Origin of the sequence: Nocardioides alcanivorans, from assembly GCF_021555175.1 — a bacterium.
Lineage (GTDB): Bacteria > Actinomycetota > Actinomycetes > Propionibacteriales > Nocardioidaceae > Nocardioides > Nocardioides alcanivorans.
Genome location: NZ_JAKGRW010000034.1, coordinates 1 through 17,713 on the forward strand (window position 1 = coordinate 1; position 17,713 = coordinate 17,713).

Consider the following 17,713-nt stretch of genomic DNA (forward strand, 5'->3'; position numbering starts at 1 on the left):
AACGGGGACGACGAACGACCACGTCGCAGATCGCCGCGCTCAGCGACCGCCTCGTGCCCTGGGCCGGTGTCTGCCTGAGTGAGCCCGAGGAGGCGATCGCCGAGGCGAAACGAGCCCTCGACGAGCTCGCCATGGCCGGCCTGTCGGTCATCCCGTTCCTGGACGGAGTCGACCCGAGCGCTCCCACTCTCGATCCGTTGTGGCGTGCCGCCGTCGAGCGTGAGGTGCCTGTCTGGATCCATAGCGGGCAGAACTTCGCGGCGCAGTCGATGGGGGTGAGCAGCCCACACGTCATCGACCGGATCGCCGTGCGTCACCCGGAGCTGCGCATCGTGTTGGGGCACGGCAGGATGGCCGGGGTGTGTTGGAGGCGGTCGCTCCTTCTGCAGCGGCATCCGAACGTCTACCTGGAGTTCTCCTCCCACCACCCGCAGACCATGGCCGCCGCCGGATCCGGCTGGGAGCCGCTCTTCTTCCACGGTTCCCGGTCGGTCAAGCGTCGCGTGCTCTTCGGCTCGACGAGTTGGACGCATGCCCGAGCGACCGGGCGCCCTGGTCCAAGCCGCCGAAGACCTCCCGATCGCTCCCGAGGTGCGCGACGCCTGGCTGCGCCACAACGCCTTGCCGCTGCTGGGCGAACGCGGAGAGGCGGCGGCATGAGTGCCCGGCCCGCAGGGCGCCGCGTCGTGGTCACCGGCGCATTGGGCGGCATCGGCGCGGCGGTGACCCAGCGGCTGCTTGCCGATGGCGCGCAGGTGCTTGCGGTCGACCGGCCCGACGTCGTACGCCGCGCCGGCGAGGCGCACGGCTCCGAGCGCAGGGTCGGGGTCGACCTGAGGGACCCGGCGGCATCGACGACCATCGCCCAGCACTGCCAGGACGCGTTCGGCGGCCTGGACGCGCTGGTCAACAACGCCGGTGTCGAAGTGAGGGCCTCCTTGCCGAGCACGACGACGTGCGCTGGGACACGGTGCTCGACATCAACCTGCGTGCGCCGTTCCGGCTCGCCCGCGACCTGGTCGACCTGCTCGCCGCCGGCCACACACCCGCCGTGGTCAATGTGTGCTCGATCGCGGTGACCGGCTTCGCCGGACAGATCGCGTACGACGCCAGCAAGGGCGGCCTGTTGACCCTCACCCGTTCGCTGGCGGTCGAGCTGGGACCACGGGGAGTGCGCGCCAACGCGATCTGCCCGGGGTTCATCGACACCCCGATGCTCGACGAAGGTGCCCTGCGCTCGATTGCCGAACGCGTGGCCCGCACCCTGCCGTTGCGGCGACTTGGACGACCGGCCGACGTGGCCGGAGCCATCAGTTGGCTACTCAGTGAGGACGCCGGATATGTCACCGGGCAGTCCCTTTTCATCGATGGAGGGATGAACCGCCAATGACCACCGTGAGCGAGAGCCGCACCTACGCGACCCTGCGCCTCGACGTACCTCACCCGGGCGTCTGCTGGATCGGCCTCAACCGTCCGGAACGGTTGAACGCCATCGATCGGCAGCTCGGGGAGGAGCTGTACGCCGCCCTCGAGCATGCCCTGGCCGCACCGGATACGCGGGTCGTGGTGATCACCGGGGAGGGCCGCTCCTTCTGCGCCGGGGACGACCTCGGCGCGGTCGAGGAGCACCTCCGCGGCGTCTACACGCACTCGCCGGTGATCGGCACCACGCCCGACCCGATGTATCTGCGCATCATCGAGATGCTGGTGACCAGCCGGGTGCCGGTCGTGATGGCCGTGAACGGGGATGCGGCAGGCGCCGGTGCCGAGCTGGCTTGCGCCGGTGACGTCCGGATCGCCAGTTCCCGTGCCCGACTGGGCAGCGCCTTGGTGAACGTCGCCCAGGCCGGTGGCCTGGTGATGATGTCGCGGCTCGTCGGCGTTGCCCGGGCGACCGAGATCTATCTGTCAGGCACGCTGCTCGACGCGAGCGAGGCGGAGCGTCTCGGGATCTTCACCAAGGTCGTCGAACCCGAGGAACTCGTCGAGGTCACCCTTGCGGAGGCGCGGCGTCTCGCCGACGCCCCGACGGCGGCGATCGGCCTGTTCAAGGAACTGCGCGAACAGACCATCGGCCAACCCCTGCATCAGGCACTGCGGTTGCAGAACGCCGTCCATATCCGCAACAACGCCGAGGTCGCGGACGCGGTCGAGGGAGCCACGGCCTTCATCGAGAAGCGCCGTCCGCGCTTCGTGGGCAAGTGAGAGGAATTCGCCATGAGTGAGAGCATCTTCGGTCGTTTCGACGGCCACGTCGTGGTCGTGACGGGAGCCGCGTCCGGCATCGGAGCAGCGTCGATGACGCTCTTCGAGCGTGCCGGGGCGACCGTGGTGGGCCTCGATCTGCACGAGGGCCCCCGGATCCGCCGCTGCGACGTCTCCGACCCGGGTGCGGTGCACGAGGCGCTGCGCGACGTCGTGGCCGAACACGGCCGTCTCGACGTCGTCCATGGGAACGCCGGCATCAGCATCCCCGGCCGACCGCACTCGATCTCGGACGACGACTACCGCCGGGTGATGGGCGTGTGCTGCGACGCCAACTTCTATCTGGTGCGCTCCGGCGTGCCGTACATGAGGGAGCGTGGCGGTGTCTTCGTCTTCACAGCGTCGATGTGCGGGGTCGGGGCTACGCCCCGATCGTCGGCCTACAACATGGCCAAGCACGCAGTGATCGGCCTGACCCGATCCGTCGCCGTCGACTACGGCGCCCAGGGCATCCGGGCCGTAGCGATGGTCACCGGGCCCACGCAGACCGCGATGGCCGACGAGTTGTGGCCCGAGGACGGGGTGGCGCGCAACGGGTTCCTTCGTGCGACGCCGGCGGGTCGGCTCAGCAGGCCGGAGGAGCAGGCACGGGCGGCGGTGTTCGCCGCCCTGCCTGGGTCGTCCTTCCTGAACGGCGGGGTCATCACCGTCGACGGCGGCGCCACCGCCGGCTGGAACGAGATGGGGCTGGGCATGCTGCAGACGGCGGTCTCGACATGAGCGGGTCTCATGCAGCACCGTCGAGCAAGGCGTTCTGGCTCGGCGACGTGGCGACCCCGATGCGCGACGCGGTGAACCTCCAAGCGGATGTGTGGCACCACGGCGAGCCGCGCCCGGCAGTTCTCTTCCGGACTCCCTACGGACGGCGTGCGATCACCTCCGACGTGCTGCGTCCCGTCGACTGCCTGCACGGCGGCTTCGCGGCCGTGTGCCAAGACACCCGGGGCCGTTTCGGCTCGGACGGTGCTTGGGAGCCGATCATGTGGGAGCTGGAGGCACTCGACGCCTACGACACCGTGGAGTGGGTCGCCCGCCAGGAGTGGTGCGACGGGCGGGTCATTCTCGCCGGCACCTCCTACGGCGGCATCGTCTCGTTCCTGGGCGCCGCCCAGCAGCCACCGAGCCTGGCCGGTGTGGCCGCGGCGATGGTGACCTCGGGCAGTCGGGACCTGCAGGAGCTCGGTGGTGCGATGCGGTTGGAGCAGGTGGTGAGCTGGCTGCTCTACATGGCCGCCGACTGGATGAGGCGCCATCCCGACGTCGCCGACCCCGAGACGATCGCCACTCTCCGGGCACTACTCCTCGATCCGGAGCCGGCGCTGAGTGCCCTGCCGCTGGCAGAAGGCCCCTTGGCGAAGCTCCGTGGCTTCCCGATCGACATCCCCGCCCTGCTGGCCGGGCAGGTGCCGACCACGCCGGAGTGGGAAGCGGCGTCCGTCGAGGTGCCGGTGTTCGTCACCACCGGCTGGTTCGACGTCTTCAGCTCGGCGACCATCGACGTCTTCCGAGAGGCCGTACGCACGCACCCGGAGCTGCCCCATCGCCTGGTGGTCGGCCCGTGGGCACACACCGGGCCCCTGCCCCACCACACGGCCGAGCGGAACTTCGGCATCACCGCCTCCGCCGGAGCAGCGATGGTCCCCGCGCTTCAGCTGGGCTTCTTCGAGGACCCCGCGGCGGCCGCCGGGCAGCACGAGGTCAGGTACTTCCTCATGGGCGCCGACCTCTGGCGAACGGCGGACGCCTGGCCACCGCGCGGCGCACGGGAGCAGGTGCTCCACCTCGGCCAGACCTCCGACGGCTCCGGAGCTCTGATGACCTCCCCGGGACCGGACGACCTCACCGAGCGCTATCGCTACGACCCTGCCGATCCGGTGCCGAGCCGGGGCGGGCGGGTGATCCATCTGGGCCGGTCGACCCCTGGGCCGATCGAGTCGAGCTGGCAGCTCGACCGGGCCGACGTGCTCAGCTATCTCACTCCTGCGCTCGATGAGCCGTGGGACGTGGCGGGCGGCGTACGCGCTGACCTCACCGTGTCGATCGACCAGCCGGACACCGATCTCGTGGTGCGCTTGGTCGACCTCTGGCCCGATGGTCGCGTCTACCCCGTCGCCGAAGGGGTGACCCGGCTCAGCCATGCGGTCGGCTCGGTCACCGCCGGAGCGCCGGTGCGTGCGTCGATCAGCCTCGGGTACGCCGCACAGCGCTTCGAGCGGGGCCATCGGCTGGGGCTGCTCGTGACGAGCAGCGCCTTCCCGCACATCGATCGCAACCTCAACACCGGCAAGCCCTCGAGCACTTCCGCTGAAGCCCGGGTCGTCGCCGTCGACGTCCACCTCTCGCGCTCGACCCTCTCCCTCGACGTACTGCCCTCGGAAGGACAGCCCTGACCATGTCGCTCTGGAACCTCGAGCGTGCCCACGGCGTCGTGGAGCTCGCCTTCGACAACCCGCCGCGCAACTTCTTGACCTTTGCCGCCCTGGAAGAGCTCGGCGCTCGACTCTCGGAGTTGGCTGCAGACCCCGACGCCGCCGTGATCGTGTTGCGAAGCGCGGACCCGGAGCGCTTCATCGCGCATGCGGACCTGGACGAGCTGCGCCGGCTCGCCGACGGGCCGGTGCCCGAGGCTCGAGCGTGGTACACGACCATGCGCCTGATCGAGACGATGCCGCAGCCGGTGATCGCCGCGATCGACGGGCAGGCCTGGGGCGGGGGACTGGAGCTTTCATTGGCCTGCACGCTGCGCTGGGCGAGTCCGCGAGCCCACTTCTCCGCCATCGAGACCGCTCTCGGGATCATCCCGGGAGCGGGAGGCTCGCAGCGGTTGCTCCGGCTGATCGGCCGTGGACCGGCGACCGACCTCGTCGTCACCGGACTGCGCGTGGACGCGGCGCGAGCGCTGCAACTCGGGATCGTCAGTCGGGTCTTCGTCGACGACTTCGACGCCGAGCTCCGAGCGGCAGCGGTCGAGCTGGCCCGGATGCCGCGAGCGGCGATCGCCGCCGCCAAGCGGGTGATGCGAGAGGGGCCGAGCTCGGCCAGGGTGAGGCGTTGCGGCTGGAGGGCGCGACCTTCGGCGAGCTGCTCGCCACCCCCGACTCCCTCCGGTTGCAGGAGGCGGCGCGGGAACGGTACTCCGCAGCCGACGCCGGGTCCGCCGTGGACTTCGCAGCCCTGGGGGCGCCGGCATGAGCGGCGCCGCACTCATCACCGGTGCGAGTCGTGGCATCGGCCGGGCGGTGGCAGAGCAGCTGGCCGCGGACGGTTACGACGTCGCGGTGGGCTACTTCGCGCAGGTCGCTGCCGCAAACGAGGTCGTTGCGGCTGCCGCGCGGCTCGGCGTACGTGCGCAGGCGTTCCAGGTCGATGTGCGCTCCCGGAGTCGTGCACGCAGTTCGTCACCGAAGCCCGTGCGGCGTTGGGGCCGGTGCGTGCCGTCGTCTCCAATGCCACCGGCTTCGGTGCCGATAGCCCCGGACTCGGGACGGCGCTCACGGTCCCGCTCGCGGAGTATCAGGAGATGTTCACCGCGCGTCTTGGCGCGCTGTTGGCCCTGGTCCATGCAGCAGGTGCGGACCTCGACCTCGGCGGCCGCGTCGTGGCGGTGACCAGCACCGGTACCCAGCGGCATGTCCCGGGCTACGCGCCCATTGCGGCGTCGATGGCCGCGGTTGAGAGTGTCGTGCGCTACCTGGCCGCCGAGCTCGGGCCCCGAGGCATCACCGCGAACACGGCGGTCGGCGGTGTCATCGACACCGAGGCACTCGCCGAGATCAGCGCCGATCCAGAGCGCCTCAAGGAGGCGGTCCGGCGCGCCACCCCGCTCGGGCGGGTGGGACGCGCGGCCGACATCGGAGCCGTCGTGAGCTTCCTGTGCAGCTCGGCGGCGGGCTGGGTCACCGGTCAGTCGCTGATCGCTGACGGCGGCAACTCGCTCCGGTAGTGACGCGCGGCTCGGGCCGCATCCCGAACCCCCAGCGCGCTGAGCGCTGTCAAGGAAGGAAAGAACCCATGAGGACAACGAAACTCATGACGCTCAGGCAGGTGAGCCTGGTGCTGATCACCGCGTGCGCGCTCGTGCTCACTGCGTGCGGCGGCGGAGGAGGCGGTGGCGACGACGACAGGCTCGACGTCGCTGTGCCCGCCGACGCCTCCTCGCTCGACCCCATCCTCGGCAGTGCCGGGGGCGACCACGTGATGCTCTACCCGCTCTACGAGACGTTGATCAGCTTCGACGCCGAGATGGTGCCCCAACCCGGCCTCGTGGAGTCCTGGGATCAGCCCGACCCGAAGGAGCTGACCCTCACGCTGCGTGAAGGGTTGACCTTCCACGACGGGACGCCCCTGGACGCCGAGGCGGTGAAGTCCAACCTCGAGCGAGCCAAGGGAGAGGGCTCGAACGTCGCGGTCGATCTCGCCGCGGTCACCGCGGTCCGGGTCGATGATCCGCGCACGGTCACGCTGGAGCTGGCGCACCCGGATGCCTCGCTGCTGATGGTCCTCTCCGACCGCGCCGGGATGATGGTCTCGCCGGCTGCCGTCGAGAAGAGCGACGGCGACGTCAGCAACAACCCGGTGGGTGCCGGCCCCTGGTCGATCGTGGAATGGAACCGCGGTCAGTTCCTGAGGGTCGAGCGATTCGACGACTACTGGGACGGTGATGCACAGCGGGTCCCCGAGATCCAGTTCAACGTGATCGCCGATCCGACGACCCGCGCGACCTCGTTGCGCTCGGGCAAGCAGGACGTGGCCCTCGGGTACGCCCCAGCGGATGCCGCCGAGATCACCGGAAAGTCGAAGATCCAGCTCGTTCGGACGCCGCGGCTCTGGGTGGACGAGGTGTACTTCAACACCGACTCGGACGAGCTGAAGGACGTGCGGGTTCGGGAGGCATTGAACCTGGCGGTCGACCGCACCACGATCGTCGAGAGCGCGTACTTCGGCCTCGGTAGCCCAGCCTCGACGGTCTTCCCCGATGCGTACTGGGCGGCGAACGGCGATCTCGCCTACGAGTTCGACCCGGACCGGGCGCGAGCGCTGTTGAAGGAGGCCGGCGCCTCCGACCTGACCTTCGACATGCTGCTGAGCGCGGACGTCGGCACGGTTCGGATGGGCGAGATCCTCCAGCAGCAGTGGGCGGACGTCGGCGTGACGGTCGATCTCAAGCCGCTGGAGGGCGTCCAGGCCGTCAACGCCTACTTCGTCGACCATGCCGAGCCGGCCCTGCTGTCCGCTTTCACCGGGCGGCCCGACCCCAAGATGGCCTTCGACGTCCTCTTCTCGGAGAAGAGCTTCTACAACACCGGCGGTGTGGCGACTCCCGGCCTGGCCGAGGCCCTCGCGGCGACGGACGCCTCGTTGGAGAACGACGCGCGGGCACCCGGCTTCCAGGAGGCGGCCGGTGTGGTCTTCGAGAACTCGTCCTTCCTGCCCATCGCGTTCCCGGACAACCTGATCGCGTTGGCGGACGGGGTCGCCGGCTTCGAGGACAACCTGCTCGGCAAGCCGAAGTTCCTCGGCGTCTCGTTGGGCTGAGGGCGGTGCTGACATGAGTGGCGCGTTGCTCGAAGTTGACGGGCTGGAGGTCTTCTTCGGCTCGGGCGGTGAACGGGGCTCGGAGGTCCAGGCGCTGCACGGCGTCTCCTTCGAGGTGCAGCCCGGAGAGATCGTCGGCCTGGTCGGCGAGAGCGGAAGCGGCAAGACCGTGACTTCGTTGGCACTCATGGGCCTCTTGGACCCGCGCACGTCGCGGGTCCAAGGGGCGGCACGCCTCGACGGCGAGCCGCTGTGGGACGACGACGGTCGACTCCGCGCACATGTCGACGTCCCGATGGCGATGGTCTTCCAGGAGCCGATGACGGCGCTCGACCCGGTCTTCCGGATCGGCCACCAGTTGGTGGAGACCTTGCGACGGCGGCAGCGGGTGAGTCGTCGCGAGGCGATGGCCCGGGCCGCGGAGCTGCTCGACCAGGTCGGTATCCCTGATCCGAAGGCGCGCCTGCGCTCCTACCCGCATGAGCTCTCCGGCGGGATGCGTCAGCGGGTGGTGATCGCGCTTGCCCTCGCCTGCTCGCCGCGGCTCCTGATCGCCGATGAGCCGACCACGGCGGTCGACGCCACGATCCAGGCCCAGTTGCTGGAACTGATCTCCGACCTGGCACGAAAGGAAGGGATGGGTGTGTTGTTCGTGACCCATGACCTCGGTGTGGTCGCTGAGGCATGCCACCGGATGATCACGATGTACGCCGGTCGCGTCATTGAGTCCGGAACGGTCGCCGACGTGCTCGCTCGCCCCCTCCACCCCTACACCGGTGGTCTGCTGGCCGCCCTGCCTGCCCCGGAGCACCGCGGCGGTCGGCTGCCGACGATCCCCGGCGTCGTACCGGCTCCAGGACGTGCCGTCGAGGGCTGCGTCTTCGCGGACCGGTGCGCGCACAAGGAACCGCCTTGCTCGGTCGTTCCCGACCTTCGGGAGCTCGACGGCGGCCGTCGTGTCCGGTGCGTACGAGCCGAGCAGTTGCGACTCACAGGGAGCAGGACATGAGTGCGCCTCAGCGAGCGAGACGGTCAGATCCGGGGGTGGTCATGCGCCTGGACGAGGTGTCCGTCCGTTTCCCGATCGCGCGCCGACGAAGCGTCTCCGCGGTCGACGGCGTGTCCTTGGAGGTGGTGCAGGGACAGACCCTCGGCCTGATCGGTGAGAGCGGATCCGGGAAGTCCACGTTGGCGCGAGCGATGCTCGGGTTGGTCCCGACGAGTGCGGGCTCCGTCACCTGGGAGGGCGTGGCGGTCGCGACGATGTCGCGGCAGCAGCGCCGGGAGTTCGCCGGCCAGGTCCAGATGGTGTTCCAGGATCCGCACAGTGCGCTCGACCCGCGGCGCCGGGTGTGGCAGAGCGTCCGCGAGCCCCTCGACGTGCTGAGGCGTGGTCACCGGCGCGACCGTGATGAGGCGGCCCGGCAAGCGCTGCAGGACGTCGGGCTGCCCACGCACCTGCACGATCGCTACCCGCACCAGCTCAGCGGCGGACAGAAACAGCGGGTCAACATCGCGCGCGCCTTGGTGACCCGACCGCGGCTGCTGGTCTGTGATGAGTCCGTCGCCGCTCTGGACGTGGCGTTGCAGGCGGAGATCCTCAACCTGCTCTGCGACCTGAAGGACGAGTACCGACTCACGGTCGTCTTCATCAGCCATGACCTGAGCGTGGTGGGCCACATCGCTGATCGTGTTGCGGTGATGTACCTCGGCAAGCTGGTGGAGGTGGCCGTGGCCAGCGACCTGTTGGAGAAGCCGCGGCACCCGTACACGGAGGCACTGCTCTCGGCGCGGCTCGACATTCATCGGGCTCCGGGCGCCGAGCGGATCATCCTTCGCGGTGATGTGCCCAGCCCGCTCGCGCCGCCGCCCGGTTGCCGCTTCCATCCACGGTGCATGCACGCAGTTGCCGCCTGCGCGACGGAGCAACCGGTGCTGATGCCCGTCGATGCCGGCGCCTCTGCCTGCCTACGCGCGGCCGATCTCTATCCGGCAGACAACACCGGTCCGTCGGTGATCCGAGGTGCTCGATGAAGATCCTCACCGTCGTGGCCGGCCGGTTGCTGTGGACGGTGCCGACGCTGCTGCTCGCGACGCTCATCGCGTTCCTGCTGCAGCAGCTGATCCCGGGAGACCAGGCCGTCGCGCTGGCCGGCGAGTACGCCAGTGACGAGAAACTGGCCGCCATCCGTGCCGATCTCGGTCTCGACCAACCCGTGCTCACCCGCTACCTGGACTGGGTCGGAGGCGTACTCACCGGCGACCTCGGCACCTCCTACCGCACCGGGCAGCCGGTGGCCGAGATCGTGCTTGACCGGCTGCCGGTGACCCTGCTGCTGACGCTGTTCGCGCTGCTCATCGCGATCGCGATCGGCGTGCCCAGCGGGATCGCGGCAGCACAGCGCCCCGGTAGCTGGACTGATCGCCTGTTCACCACCGCGGCGACGGCCGGCATCGCGATCCCGAACTTCTGGCTGGGCATGATGCTGATTGCCGTCTTCGCCGTGAAGCTGGGCTGGTTCCCCGGCCCGGGCGGCGTGGACTTCGCCGATGACCCCGCTGGCGCGCTGCGTGCGCTCATTCTGCCCGCGGTCGCCCTGGGCATGGTCGGGTCGGCGGAGATCTGTCGCCAAGTGCGCTCAGCGATGATCGAGAACCTCGGCGCCGACTACGTGCGGACGCTGCGCGCGAAGGGCCTCTCGAAACGGACGATCGTGTGGCAGCACGCCTTGAAGAACTCCAGTCTTCCGCTGGCGACGATCCTGGGGATCCAGGTGTCGCACCTCGTCGGCGGCGCCGTGGTCGTCGAGGCAGTCTTCGGCCTCTCCGGCATCGGCTCGTTGGTGGTGGAGGCGACCAACCAGCGCGACTACATCGTCATCCAGGCGGTGGTCCTGCTGGCTGCGGTCATCGTGCTGGTCACGAACTTGGTCGTCGACCTCGCCTATCGGCTCCTGGACCCGAGGATCACCTGATGACAACGACGACCCCAGTCAAGCCACGACGCGGCATTCCGCGGCAGTCCGGGGTGATCTGGCTCAGCTACGCGATCCTCCTCGTGGTGCTGGCCGTCGTCGTCCTGGCCGACGTGCTGGCGCCGCACGCCCCCAACCAGCAGGAGCTGGGCTCGATGCTCCTCGGTCCGAGCGCCGAGCATCCGCTGGGCACCGACGACCTGGGCAGAGACGTGCTCAGCCGGCTGTTGCACGGAACCCGGGTGTCGGTTCTGGCGGCACTCCTGGCAGTCGGGATCGCGGTGGTGGTGGGATTCCCTCTGGGCATCCTCGCGGGCTACCGCGGTGGCTGGGTGGACGCCGTGCTGATGCGGCTGCTCGACACCGTGATGGCTTTCCCGGCGCTCGTCCTCGCCATCGGCATCACTGCGATGCTGGGACCCGACATCACGACCGCCATGGTTGCGGTCGGCGTTGTCCTGGTGCCCGTCGTCGTCCGGCTCACTCGTGCGCAGACGATGGCGGTGGTCGGCCAGACCTACGTCGAGGCCGCGGCCTCGTTCGGGGCCCGTGGGGTGCGACGGATGATCCTGCCGCACATCGTGCCCAACGTCGTCCAGCCGATCATCGCCCAGTTGGCCGTGCTGATGGGCTTCGCCCTGATCGCCGAGGCCAGCCTGAGCTTCCTGCAGCTCGGGGTGCAGCCACCCACGGCGTCGTGGGGCACGATCCTGGCGCGGTCCTACACCTTCCTGGAGCGGGCTCCGATGAGCATCTTCGTGCCGGGAGCAGCGATCGCGCTGACAGTCTTCGCTCTCAACATCGTGGGGGAGGAAGCCCAGCGACTGCTCGACCCGCGCCGCCGGTGACACCCGGCGTGCATGCCACCGACCCCACCGACATGATCGGACCCAAACGATGGGAGACCCATGAACTCGATTCCCAGCCGGGCAGCCGTGCTGCCCCAGGAGCTCCGGCGTCGGGCCGCGGAGCATCCGGACCGCACCCTTGTCGTGTTCGAGAACGGCAGCCGCTGGAGCTACCGGGAGACGCTGGAGGAGGCCGAGCAGGTGGCGCGCGCCCTGCGTCGAATCGGTGTCGGCCGCGGCGACCGGGTCCTCTCCTGGCTACCCACCGGGCCTGACGCGCTGCGGGTGTGGTTCGGCGTCAATCTGCTCGGTGCCTCGTTGGTGCCGCTCAACACCGCCTATCGCGGCGGGCTGCTGGAGCACTCGGTTGCGCTCTCCGGCGCCGAGGTGGCCGTGGTGCATGTCGATCTCATCGAGCGGCTGCGCGGTGTCGACCGGGCGCAGTTGACCGACGTGATCGTGGTGGGGGGATCGGCGTCGCTCGACGGCCTGAGGGTCCACGAGGCATCGGTGCTCGACGAGGAGCGCGCGGCACAGCCCGACGAGTGGCCGGAGGTGATGCCGTGGGACTGCTATGCGGTGGTCCTGACGTCGGGGACCACCGGGCCCTCCAAGGGCGTGGTCTGCTCCTATGCGCAGCTGTCCGCCTGCGCCGATGCCGCCTTCGTCGGCAACTTCGGTGCGGAGGACCGCTACCTGGTGACGCTCCCGCTCTTCCACGCCGGCGGGACCATCGGGGTGAACGCCGCCGTGGTGCTGGGCGGCAGCTTCGTGCTGAGCTCCGGCTTCAGGACCGGCGACTTCTGGGAGTTCGTCCGCGCGACCCGTCCCACGCACGTGACGCTGCTGGGCGTCATGGCAACCTTCTTGAGCAAGCAGGAACCGTCGGCCGACGATCGAGAGCACAGCCTGCGCCGGGTGTTCATGATCCCGCTCTCGGATGCTGCGACCTTCTCCGAGCGGTTCGGTGTCGAGGTCGTGGCGATGTACAACATGACCGAGATCTCGATCCCGATCGTCTCGGATCCCAATCCCGCGGCTGACGGCACGTCCGGCCGGGTCCGCGCGGGCATGGAGGTCCGCCTGGTCGACGAATACGACATGGAGGTCTCGGAGGGAACGGTCGGCGAGCTCGTCGTGCGTGGCGTCGATCCCTGGACGATCGCGACCGAATACCTCGGGCGACCTGAGGCGACCGCTGCGGCTTGGCGCAATGGGTGGTTCCATACCGGCGACGCCTTCCGGCGGGTCGACGGTGAGTACTTCTTCATCGACCGGATGGGCGACACGATCCGGCGTCGAGGCGAGAACATCTCGTCGTTCGAGGTGGAGAACGAGATCATCGCGCATCCCAGCGTCTCGGAGGTGGCGATCGTCGCGACTCCGAGCCCGGAGGGTGAGGACGAGGTGCTTGCCGTGATCGCGCCCGCGCCTGGCCGATCCATCGACGTCGAGGAGCTGATCGCGTTCATCCGGCCGCGGATGGCCCACTTCATGGTCCCGCGGTACTACCGGGTGCTCGACGAGCTGCCCAAGACGCCGACCAGCAAGGTCCAGAAGCATGCCCTGAGAGCAACAGGCATCACCCGGGACACCATCGATCGCGAAGATCTCGGGATCAGGATTCGCAAGGAGCAGGTCGGCCACGGCTGACCGATATCGACGTCCGGTGACATTCGACCGCTCACGGATCGTTGTCATCGATGGCGGGCGTCTCCGCGTCCTCAAGGATCTAGCACCACGACGGGCTGCCGATGTGCTGCTGACCGGGACATGGTTCGGCGCTTTTTCGGGCGCTTGGTTTCCTCCGAGGATGAAGAGCACATTTCACGTAATCATGAGAAGCGCACGTTGGAGTGATGAAGAAAATGAAAACTGCTTTGATCACTGGCGCATCGCGCGGCATCGGTCGCGAGATAGCGTTTCGACTGGCGAAGCGTGGTTACGCCCTCACCGTGACTTCGCGTTCAAGCGCGGATCTTGAGAAGTTGGCGCAAGAACTTCGAAGGGCCGGCAGCCCTGAAGTGGGACCGGTGGCAGCGGACATGGCCGATCTTGACTCGCTCCCCGCGCTCGTTGCGAGTCACGCGTCGAGGCACGGCTCGATGAACGCTCTGGTGCTCAATGCCGGGGTGGGCTCGGCAGGGGACGTTGCGACGTATTCGCTCAAGCGACTGAAGAAGACCATTGATGTCAACTTCGCGTCCGCGCTCGTGCTGACCAAGACAGCGATTCCGTTGCTCCGTGCAGGTGCCGCAGAGGTTCCAGAAAATGGAGCAAAGATCGTCGCGCTATCTTCTATTTCGGGGGTATATGCAGAACCAGGGCTGGCGGTCTACGGTGCCAGCAAAGCTGCACTCCTGTCGATGATCGAGACAGTGAACCTGGAAGAATCGACCCGGGGTGTGACAGCCACCGGAATTGCCCCCGCCTTCGTTTCCACTGACATGTCGCAATGGGCGACCGACCGCGTCCCGGAGAAACAGATGATCCGAATCAGTGATGTCGTGGCCGTGGTGGAGATGATCCTCGGGCTGTCGGCGAATGTCGCCCTTGGGCACGTGGTCATGAAGCGCACCGCGAGCAACGGATACTGTGCCTAGCGCCGGACTCGAGGTCGTTGGACGGCCGCTGCGGCGGGCACTCATCGACGGACAGGGCAACGGCGTCCCCAAGTCCCTGATGGGGGCTCCTCTTGCTGACATGATTCGGACGGACATCGAGTCGATGACGAGAAGGGCTGCGAATGACCATCGGGAGTGCGAGCCTCGGCCGCATCGAGATCGTGCCTCCGCGGCTGGTCTGGCCGCACGAGGCCCATGACTTCACGCCTTGGCTGCTCGAGAACGTCGACGTGTTGTCCGACCTCCTCGGCATGGGGCATCTCGTCCTGGAAGCCGCGGAGCATCCGGTCGGCGACTTCAGTCTCGACCTGATTGGCAAGGACGAGAGCAACGACGAGATCGTGATCGTGGAGAACCAACTGGAGATGTCCGATCACCTCCATCTCGGGCAGATCCTGACCTACGCCGCCGGGACTGATCCGACGACGATCGTGTGGGTCGCGACAGGCTTCCGCGCTGAGCATCGCGAGGCCATCGCTTGGCTCAATGACCGAACGGACGAACGGACCCGATTCTTCGCAGTGCAGATCGAGGTGATCCGTATCGGCAACTCGCCGCCTGCACCCGCCTTCAAGTTGGTCGCGCAGCCGAACGACTGGGCCAAACAGGTCAAGGCGGTGACAGCGCATGCGAACGGCGAGATCTCGGAACGGGAGCGTCACTACCTTGAGTTCTGGGAGAAGTACCGGCTCCGGGTGCTCGCCGAGCATCCGACGTGGACCCGGTCGTCCATGTCCACGAAGTCGTCTTGGTTCCAGATGTCGGCCGGCGTGGCCGGGGTCAACTGGGTCTCCACCTTCAGTCAGGCAGGACTCGGCGTCCAGCTGGTCTTCGAGCACCCGGACAGGGAGCTCAACATCGCTCGGTTCGACCGGCTCTCCGCCAAGAGGGCAATGATCGAGGAGGCCTTCGGAGGGTCGCTGAGTTGGGAGACCCGCGAGGGGCTGAAGTCGACGAGACTTGCCGCATACGCGGACGTTGCCGACGTCGTTGATGTGACTCGATGGGATGAGTGGATCGAGTGGCTCGTTGGTACGGGCGAGAAGATGCGGGCAGCACTCTCGGCGGGCGGCGGCGTACCCGGCTGACACCCGGCCGGGTCAGCGTCGGACGTGGCGTGTGATCGCGCTCGTGAGAGCGCGGGCGTAGTTCTTCTGACCGGCGGCGTTGGGATGCATGGTCCCGAACTTGTCGCCCTGCCCGCCCAGCGACTCGTCGATCTGGACGATCCAGTTCTTCTTCGCGCAGTAGCCGTGCTTGACCGATGCTTGATAGATGCCCGTGACGGGCCTCCACCCGAGCTTCGACGTGCGCCTGACCGCTTGGTTCAGCCCGTACTGCGTGACCTTGAGAGTCTTGTCCCGCCTGAGGTTGGTCTCCAGTTTGAACTTCTGTCCCGGCTTCCCCTTGAGCAGCACCTTGTCGGCCCAGGCGAACTCCTCGTCGGCGATTCCCGACGGCAGCGGCGGGCGCAAGACGCCGTCGCAGTAGTTTCTTCGCTGGTCCTTCGCCAAGCTGGGGTACTCGGTGATGAAGACGTCGGATGCCGCCACTCCGAGCGGCGCATGTTTCTTGCCATCCACCTTGCAGATCCCAGCGCCGGACAGGCACGCGTCGAGCTTCTTGAAGTTCTGGGGCAGCTTCTTGAGGCGAGCTTGCGACTCCCGGTGGAGTGGGAGCTTGAAGAGCCACTTCTTCGACACCTCGATCACGCTGCGCCGCTTCTCGAGCGGACACAGTGCATACCGGGCACACGTGCCGATCACGCTGGAGAATCCGATGTCGTTGCCTCCCAGGCTGACCGTGACGACATCGGGTATCTGTCCCTTCAGCAACGCCATCGCCTCGACCAGTTGGGCTTGCTGCCTGCCCCCGCCGGGTGGCTTCGGATACGCGCCGAGCACCCCCTTGGCCAACGTCGCGCCTGAGCAGGCCAAGTGGATCAGCGTCACCGAGGTCCGCGAGTCACCCTTCTCCAGGTTGAGCGCGGCGCGCGCCGGCCCGGCATGGGCAGAGCGATGACACGCCTTGTCGTCCCAGACCACGTTCTTGGCGCGCTTCGCCTTCTTGCGTGGCACTCCTTCCCCAGAGGCGAAGGAGTCACCGAGTGCGACGATGATGATGTTCTGAGGGTTGACGGGGATCGTCGTCGTATCGCCCAGTCCGCTGCGCCCGTACGCCGTCAACGAGACCGTGTTGAGTCCTTCGAGTGCCGTGGTCTCGACGCGGCAGCTCGTTGTCTGGAACGGTGTCTCGTCGCCGAGTTGCCACCTGTAGCGCTGAGCGTTCTTCGACGCGCAGCCGTCGAAGACCACCGGGTAGCGGCCGTTGGCGGGGACATCGCTCGTCCGGTTTCCACCCCGGTAGCGCGCATCGATGAGCCCGTCCTTGTTCTTGTCCGTGATCAGCGGTTTCATCTGCCACGAGGCCATCGCCGTCACGTCGCAGGCATCGCCCACCCCGTCGCCGTCCTCGTCGGCTTGGTCCGGATTCGCGACCTCGGGGCAGTTGTCGTCGACGTCGAGCACTCCGTCAGCGTCCGCGTCGCCGCTGGTGCCGAGGTAGGTCAGGTCCCATGTCCGGCGAACTGCCAGATCGCGTCCGACGTCGGGGTCATCGGCGACACCCGAGATGTGGGCACCTGTCCGGAGCGTGGTGGGCGTCCACTCGCTGTCCGGGTCGGTGGTCTCAAAAAGCTGGTGCCAGGTGCCCACCGTGTAGTCGAGCCGTCCGCAGGAATCCTCGAAAGAGGCCACCTGCCACTCGTCGGTTTCGTAGGTCATGGAGAAGTCCCAGGCGTCGAAGTGTGCCCACTGCGCGTACGCCTCGGTGGCCACCGGATCATCTTCGACATTCAGCGTCGCACTCATGGAGTACGAGCACTTGACATCGGTGTCGAAGGGATCGTCAGGTGTCGGGTCGTACTTGTAGTTGGCGCTGCAGCTCAGTGTGCCGATGGCATTGATGACGCCCCGCGGCCACCACACTCCGGAGAACTCCGAGTCCCTCTCGGCCGCGCCCATGAAGGTGAAGCGCAACGACCAGCTCTGGGTGCACTGTTCCTCGTCACCCACCTCGAACGACCAGTAGCCGCCTGGGGGCAGCTCGATGTTCATCGGTGGAACAAGAGCGGTCCGGTCCGTCCCCGAACCTTGGATGAGAACCGAGCCCTGCCACGGCATACCGGTCGACAAGGGACCATCGACAGGAGGCGGTAGGGGAGGCGGCGCTGAACCGGCGGATGACGTCAGGGCGACCAGGGCAAGACTCGCGAAGACCACGCTGACGACAACGGTCGCGAAGAGTCGACGACGCACCACTGGAAGCACCTCCGCACGAGTTCACTCCTCGGCTGTCGACCAGTATGCGCCGCCTCGGCGCCGTCCGGAAGCAGTCCGGCAGAGAGCGCAGGGCTTCACCTCTTCCGCAACGGCCACGGTCCTCGCAACTCCCATCCTGGGTGTTG

General features: G+C 67.9%; 12 protein-coding genes and 3 pseudogenes. 14 read left to right on the plus strand and 1 reads right to left on the minus strand.

What is annotated here, in order from left to right; all coding sequences use genetic code 11:
- Window positions 1-53 precede the first annotated feature (53 nt).
- From L1066_RS16490 to L1066_RS16555, 14 genes and pseudogenes are all read left to right on the plus strand, one after another.
- Window positions 54-1,390, plus strand: a pseudogene (locus L1066_RS16490) (SDR family oxidoreductase).
- Window positions 1,387-2,205: an enoyl-CoA hydratase/isomerase family protein gene (locus L1066_RS16495; RefSeq protein ID WP_235737357.1), complete on the plus strand. Its 819-nt coding sequence runs from the start codon at window positions 1,387-1,389 to the stop codon at window positions 2,203-2,205. Before L1066_RS16490 ends, L1066_RS16495 begins: the two are co-directional and overlap by 4 nt.
- Before the next feature lie 12 nt (window positions 2,206-2,217).
- Window positions 2,218-2,985, plus strand: a complete 768-nt coding sequence (locus L1066_RS16500) for an SDR family NAD(P)-dependent oxidoreductase (RefSeq protein ID WP_235737358.1) — start codon at window positions 2,218-2,220, stop codon at window positions 2,983-2,985.
- Window positions 2,982-4,655 (plus strand): CocE/NonD family hydrolase, encoded by a 1,674-nt coding sequence (locus tag L1066_RS16505; protein ID WP_235737359.1) that lies wholly within the window; start codon window positions 2,982-2,984, stop codon window positions 4,653-4,655. Before L1066_RS16500 ends, L1066_RS16505 begins: the two co-directional genes overlap by 4 nt.
- Before the next feature lie 2 nt (window positions 4,656-4,657).
- Window positions 4,658-5,293: pseudogene (locus L1066_RS16510) on the plus strand (enoyl-CoA hydratase/isomerase family protein); the annotation flags it as partial.
- Between the two features lie 160 nt (window positions 5,294-5,453).
- Window positions 5,454-6,208, plus strand: a pseudogene (locus L1066_RS16515) (SDR family oxidoreductase).
- A gap of 68 nt (window positions 6,209-6,276) precedes the next feature.
- Window positions 6,277-7,800 carry an ABC transporter substrate-binding protein gene (locus L1066_RS16520; RefSeq protein WP_235737360.1) on the plus strand — a complete coding sequence of 508 codons (1,524 nt, stop codon included), beginning with the start codon at window positions 6,277-6,279 and terminating at the stop codon, window positions 7,798-7,800.
- A 13-nt stretch (window positions 7,801-7,813) separates the two neighbouring features.
- Window positions 7,814-8,809: an ABC transporter ATP-binding protein gene (locus L1066_RS16525; RefSeq protein WP_235737361.1), complete on the plus strand. Its 996-nt coding sequence runs from the start codon at window positions 7,814-7,816 to the stop codon at window positions 8,807-8,809.
- 41 nt (window positions 8,810-8,850) lie between these two features.
- Complete coding sequence (locus L1066_RS16530; RefSeq protein ID WP_235737415.1) at window positions 8,851-9,834, plus strand: oligopeptide/dipeptide ABC transporter ATP-binding protein; 984 nt, start codon at window positions 8,851-8,853, stop codon at window positions 9,832-9,834.
- Window positions 9,831-10,775: an ABC transporter permease gene (locus L1066_RS16535; protein WP_235737362.1), complete on the plus strand. Its 945-nt coding sequence runs from the start codon at window positions 9,831-9,833 to the stop codon at window positions 10,773-10,775. The genes L1066_RS16530 and L1066_RS16535 overlap by 4 nt, the downstream gene beginning before the upstream one ends.
- Window positions 10,775-11,623 carry an ABC transporter permease gene (locus L1066_RS16540; protein WP_235737363.1) on the plus strand — a complete coding sequence of 283 codons (849 nt, stop codon included), beginning with the start codon at window positions 10,775-10,777 and terminating at the stop codon, window positions 11,621-11,623. The genes L1066_RS16535 and L1066_RS16540 overlap by 1 nt, the downstream gene beginning before the upstream one ends.
- A gap of 60 nt (window positions 11,624-11,683) precedes the next feature.
- A complete protein-coding gene (locus L1066_RS16545; protein ID WP_235737364.1) occupies window positions 11,684-13,276 on the plus strand; it encodes an AMP-binding protein in 1,593 nt (530 codons plus the stop codon).
- 206 nt (window positions 13,277-13,482) lie between these two features.
- Window positions 13,483-14,226 carry an SDR family NAD(P)-dependent oxidoreductase gene (locus tag L1066_RS16550; RefSeq protein WP_235737365.1) on the plus strand — a complete coding sequence of 248 codons (744 nt, stop codon included), beginning with the start codon at window positions 13,483-13,485 and terminating at the stop codon, window positions 14,224-14,226.
- Window positions 14,227-14,369: 143 nt separating this feature from the next.
- Window positions 14,370-15,335: a DUF4268 domain-containing protein gene (locus L1066_RS16555; protein ID WP_235737366.1), complete on the plus strand. Its 966-nt coding sequence runs from the start codon at window positions 14,370-14,372 to the stop codon at window positions 15,333-15,335.
- Between the two features lie 12 nt (window positions 15,336-15,347).
- On the opposite strand, the gene L1066_RS29305 is transcribed toward L1066_RS16555, so the two are convergent.
- Entirely contained in the window at window positions 15,348-17,363 is a 2,016-nt protein-coding gene (locus tag L1066_RS29305; RefSeq protein WP_312008009.1) for a thrombospondin type 3 repeat-containing protein, read from the minus strand.
- Window positions 17,364-17,713 lie beyond the last annotated feature (350 nt).

Coding starts and splice junctions, on each gene's coding strand:
- L1066_RS16495 (WP_235737357.1), top strand. CDS start 1,387: ATGACCACCGTGAGCGAGAGCCGCACCTACGCGACCCTGCGCCTCGAC.
- L1066_RS16500 (WP_235737358.1), top strand. CDS start 2,218: ATGAGTGAGAGCATCTTCGGTCGTTTCGACGGCCACGTCGTGGTCGTG.
- L1066_RS16505 (WP_235737359.1), top strand. CDS start 2,982: ATGAGCGGGTCTCATGCAGCACCGTCGAGCAAGGCGTTCTGGCTCGGC.
- L1066_RS16520 (WP_235737360.1), top strand. CDS start 6,277: ATGAGGACAACGAAACTCATGACGCTCAGGCAGGTGAGCCTGGTGCTG.
- L1066_RS16525 (WP_235737361.1), top strand. CDS start 7,814: ATGAGTGGCGCGTTGCTCGAAGTTGACGGGCTGGAGGTCTTCTTCGGC.
- L1066_RS16530 (WP_235737415.1), top strand. CDS start 8,851: ATGCGCCTGGACGAGGTGTCCGTCCGTTTCCCGATCGCGCGCCGACGA.
- L1066_RS16535 (WP_235737362.1), top strand. CDS start 9,831: ATGAAGATCCTCACCGTCGTGGCCGGCCGGTTGCTGTGGACGGTGCCG.
- L1066_RS16540 (WP_235737363.1), top strand. CDS start 10,775: ATGACAACGACGACCCCAGTCAAGCCACGACGCGGCATTCCGCGGCAG.
- L1066_RS16545 (WP_235737364.1), top strand. CDS start 11,684: ATGAACTCGATTCCCAGCCGGGCAGCCGTGCTGCCCCAGGAGCTCCGG.
- L1066_RS16550 (WP_235737365.1), top strand. CDS start 13,483: ATGAAGAAAATGAAAACTGCTTTGATCACTGGCGCATCGCGCGGCATC.
- L1066_RS16555 (WP_235737366.1), top strand. CDS start 14,370: ATGACCATCGGGAGTGCGAGCCTCGGCCGCATCGAGATCGTGCCTCCG.
- L1066_RS29305 (WP_312008009.1), bottom strand. CDS start 17,363: ATGAACATCGAGCTGCCCCCAGGCGGCTACTGGTCGTTCGAGGTGGGT.